The sequence below is a fragment of the Mesorhizobium sp. M4A.F.Ca.ET.050.02.1.1 genome (assembly GCF_003997725.1).
Classification (GTDB): domain Bacteria; phylum Pseudomonadota; class Alphaproteobacteria; order Rhizobiales; family Rhizobiaceae; genus Mesorhizobium.
Window position 1 is genome coordinate 1 of sequence record NZ_RZSG01000534.1, and the last position, 4,173, is coordinate 4,173.

5 protein-coding genes are annotated in these 4,173 nt (G+C 62.5%); all 5 read left to right on the forward strand.

The genetic code is table 11. From position 1 onward, the window contains the following. A partial coding sequence (locus EOA33_RS26295; RefSeq protein ID WP_145989285.1) for an ABC transporter ATP-binding protein occupies positions 1–808 on the forward strand: 808 nt, incomplete at its 5' end. After that, positions 808–1,728, forward strand: a complete 921-nt coding sequence (locus tag EOA33_RS26300; protein ID WP_127283891.1) for an ABC transporter permease — start codon at positions 808–810, stop codon at positions 1,726–1,728. The genes EOA33_RS26295 and EOA33_RS26300, both read left to right, overlap by 1 nt. Further along, entirely contained in the window at positions 1,721–2,518 is a 798-nt protein-coding gene (locus EOA33_RS26305; protein ID WP_126058510.1) for an ABC transporter permease, read from the forward strand. Before EOA33_RS26300 ends, EOA33_RS26305 begins: the two co-directional genes overlap by 8 nt. Positions 2,519–2,541: 23 nt before the next feature. Then, entirely contained in the window at positions 2,542–3,576 is a 1,035-nt protein-coding gene (locus EOA33_RS26310) for an extracellular solute-binding protein (protein WP_126058511.1), read from the forward strand. Between the two features lie 66 nt (positions 3,577–3,642). After that, positions 3,643–4,173: serine hydrolase (locus tag EOA33_RS26315; protein ID WP_145989286.1), on the forward strand; the 531-nt coding region annotated here is incomplete at its 3' end.

Here is a 4,173-nt window from a genome sequence, read left to right on the forward strand (position 1 = left end):
GTTCCCGCACATGACGGTAGCCGAGAATATCGGCTTCGGCCTGGAAATGCTGGGCAAGCCCAAGGCCGAGATCAAGGCGCGCGTCGGCGAGATGCTGAAGCTGGTCAAGATGGAGGCGCTCGCCGGCCGTCGCACCAGCCAGATCTCCGGCGGCCAACAGCAGCGCGTGGCGCTCGCCCGCGCGCTGGCGCCGCAGCCGAAGGTGCTCCTGCTCGACGAGCCGCTGTCGGCGCTCGACTACAAGCTGCGCAAGGAGATGCAGATCGAGCTGAAGCGGCTGCAGCACGAGACCGGCATCACCTTCATCTTCGTCACCCACGACCAGGAAGAGGCGCTGACGATGTCGGACCGCATCGCGGTGATGTCGTCGGGCAAGATCCTGCAGGTCGGCACGCCCTGGGACATCTACGACAAGCCGGCGGAACGCTTCGTCGCCGACTTCATCGGCGAGACCAACTTCCTCACCGCTGCCATATCGGACATTGGCAACGGCAAGGCGCGGGCGACGCTCAAATCCGGCGCGACCATCGAGGCGACCGTGGCCGAGGGCTTCCAGCCGAAGGACAACGCCACCGTGGTGGTGCGGCCGGAGCACGCCAAGCTGAGCAACGCCAAGGGCGACCTGTCGGGAACGGTCGAGAACATCGTCTATTTCGGCACCGACACCCACATCCATGTCCAGCTGGACAGCGGCGAGGCCTTCACCGTGCGCCAGCAGAACACGCGCAGCGCCGGCTGCGGTTTCGAGCGCGGCGACAAGGTCGGCATCCTGATCGGCAACGACGCCGCGCAAGTGCTGAGGGACTGATGGCCACCGCGGAACAAGTCGCCAAGGAAGCGGAACGGCGCGACGTCCGCACGCGCTGGCTGCTGTCGGCGCCGGCGCTCATCATCATCTTTCTCGCGGCGACCGGCCCGCTGCTGATCGTGCTGGTCTATTCGCTGCTGACGCCCGGCGCGTACGGCGACGTGAAATGGCAATTCTCGCCGGAGGCCTGGCTATCGGTGTTCATGGAGCGTGACATTTTCGACGACACGCTTTCGCTTGCCGCCGCTCACGTCACCATCTTCTGGCGCTCCATCAAGCTGGCGATCGTGACGACGATCGCGACTTTGGCGCTGGGTTTCCCGACCGCCTATTTCATGGCGACGCGCAGTGAAAAGACGCGCGACATCTGGCTGTTCTTGATCACCATACCGTTCTGGACGAACCTGCTCATCCGCACCTTCGCGGTGCTGCAGATCATCCGCAACGAGGGCATCATCAACACCATCCTGATCAAGCTCGGCATCGTCTCGGCGCCGGTCCAAATCCTGTTCACCGATACGGCGATCCTGATCGGCATGGCCTATGTCTACCTGCCGCTGATGGTGCTGCCGATCTATGCCAGCATGGAGAAGCTCGACTTCCGGCTGGTCGAGGCCGGCTACGATCTCTACGCCAGCCGGTTCCAGGTGCTGCGGCGCATCATCTTCCCGCTGGTCAGGCCGGGCGTCATCGCCGGCTCGATCCTGGTATTCATTCCGGCGATCGGCGCCTATGTCACGCCCAGCGTGCTCGGCGGCGGCAAGAACATGATGCTGTCCAACCTGATCGAGCTGCAGTTCGGGCAGGGCCGCAACTGGCCGCTCGGCTCGGCGCTGTCGATCACGGTGATGATCATCGTTATGGTGGCGCTGCTAGCCTATGTGCGCAATGCCGGACGGGCGGAGGTGCGCCATGGCTAATTTCTCGATCAAGCACCAGCCGGGCTTCACCGCGATCGCGGCGACCTGCTTCGTCGTCCTCTATCTGCCGATCATCGTCCTGGTGTTCTACGCCTTCAACGCCGCGACATCGACCTCGGAGTGGGGCGGCTTCTCGCTGAAATGGTTCCAGTCGGCATGGCAGAACACGCAGGTCATCGATGCCACCCTGCGATCGTTCCAGATCGGTTCGGTTGCCGCGGTGCTGGCGACCATCGCCGCAACCATGGCGGCGCTGGCGACGACGCGCACGGCGCCCTATCCCGGACTGACCTTCAAATACGCGGCGATCAACCAGCCGCTGATGGTGCCGGAGATCGTCACCGGCGTGGCGCTGCTGATCTTCTTTTCGCGCATCAAGATTTTCACCGGCTATTCCGGCCTCGGCTATCTGATCGCCGCGCACACGGCATTCTGCATCCCCTTTGCCTACCTGCCGATCCGGGCGCGGTTGGAGAACATGGACCTGACACTGGAGCGCGCCGCCGCCGATCTCTACGCGACGCCGTGGCGGACGTTCCGCCGCATCACGCTGCCGCTGCTGTGGCCCGGCATCCTGGCCGGGCTGATGCTGGCCTTCGTGATCTCGCTCGATGACGTCGTCATCACCGAGTTCGTCAAGTCGGGCGGCCAGGACACGCTGCCGACCTACATGCTTGGCCAGATCCGTCGGGGGATAACACCCGAGATAAACGCGATATCGACCGTATTCCTGCTTTTGTCGGTCGCCATCGTGACGTTGTTTTTCTTCATCAGCAGGAAACGCGATTAGACATGAGAAATGGGAGCACAGCCATGAACTGGAAGATCACAGCGACCGCCATGGGGTTGGCGCTGCTCGCCTCGACAGGCGGCGCCTTCGCCGATGGCGAGCTGAACATCTACAATTGGGGTAACTACACCAGCCCGGACGTCATCAAGAAGTTCGAGCAGAAATACAACGTCAAGGTGACGATCACCGACTACGATTCGAACGACACTGCGCTGGCCAAGGTGCGTCAGGGCGGCACCGGCTTCGACATTGCGGTGCCGTCGCAGACCTACGTTCCGATCTGGATCAAGGAAGGTCTCCTGCTTGAGACCGATCCCGGAAAGATGGAGAACTTCAAGAATGTGGCGCCGGAATGGGCCAATCCCGAATTCGACCCCGGCCGCAAATATTCGGTGCCGTGGGCCTGGGGCACGATCGGAGTCGTTGTCAACACCGATGCCTACAAGGGACCGGCCGACAGTTGGGGCATTATCTTCAACACGCCGGATGAGCTCAAGGGCAAGGTCAATGTCGTACCCGAAATGAACGACGTCATGTTCGCGGCGACCAAATATCTCGGTGGCAAGCAATGCAGCACCGACAAGGAGCTGCTGAAGAAGGTGCGCGACACGCTTGTCGCGGCCAAGCCCAACTGGATCGCGATGGAATACAACACCATCGAGAAGATGGGCGCCGGCGACTTCAAGGCAACCAGCGACTGGAACGGTTCGGCGCTGCGCCAGCGGCTGGCGAATCCCGCCATCCATTACAATTATCCGAAGGAAGGCTTTGGCCTGTGGAGTGACAATGTGGTCGTTCTCAAGGAAGCCAAGAATGTCGAGAATGCCAAGCTGTTCCAGAACTTCATCATGGATCCGGAAAATGCCGCCGGGCTGTCGGCTTTCCATCGCTACGCCAATGCCATCACCGGTTCGGACAAATACATGCCGGCCGACATGAAGGATGCGCCCGAAGTGGTCATTCCGGCCGATGCCAAGCCGCAAGCCGAGCTGCAGCTGATGTGCCCGCCGGACGTCCAGGAACTCTACACCAAGATCTGGACCGAACTGCAGAAGTAGCCGCATCGTGACGGACCCGGCGGCAGGCGCCGCCGGGTCCGTTTTCATGTCGTCGGGACATTGATCATGGATTCCTACCGCAACTCGGATCCGCGGCCGCCGATCATGCAGGGCTCGCCGCCCAGGCTGGTGCCGCCGAAGCTCGACTGGGACCGGCCGCCGTGGAACCGATGGGCATTCCAGCATATCCGCGAGTTCCTGCCGACCGTCGAAGTCTGGCGTGGCCACGGCCATCGCCATCGTTTCGAACGGGCCGAGGTCGATCTCGACGCATTGCCGGTGGAGGACAGCACAGGTGCGCCGACGACGCTCGCCGGGCTGCTCGACGAGACCTACACGGACGGATTCCTGGTGCTCAAGGACGGCAGGATCGCCTATGAGCGCTATTTCAACGGGATGGACGAGCGCACGCTGCACCTGTCTCAGTCGATGGCGAAGTCTGTCACCGGCTCGGTATTCGGCATCCTCGTCGGGCGAGGACTGATCGATCCGGCAAAGCCGGTCACCAGCTACCTTCCGGAACTCGGCGCGACCGCCTGGACGGGCGCCAGCGTGCAGCATGTGCTCGACATGACGACGGGCGTGCGCTTTTCCGAG

Coding starts and splice junctions, on each gene's coding strand:
- EOA33_RS26300 (WP_127283891.1), top strand. CDS start 808: ATGGCCACCGCGGAACAAGTCGCCAAGGAAGCGGAACGGCGCGACGTC.
- EOA33_RS26305 (WP_126058510.1), top strand. CDS start 1,721: ATGGCTAATTTCTCGATCAAGCACCAGCCGGGCTTCACCGCGATCGCG.
- EOA33_RS26310 (WP_126058511.1), top strand. CDS start 2,542: ATGAACTGGAAGATCACAGCGACCGCCATGGGGTTGGCGCTGCTCGCC.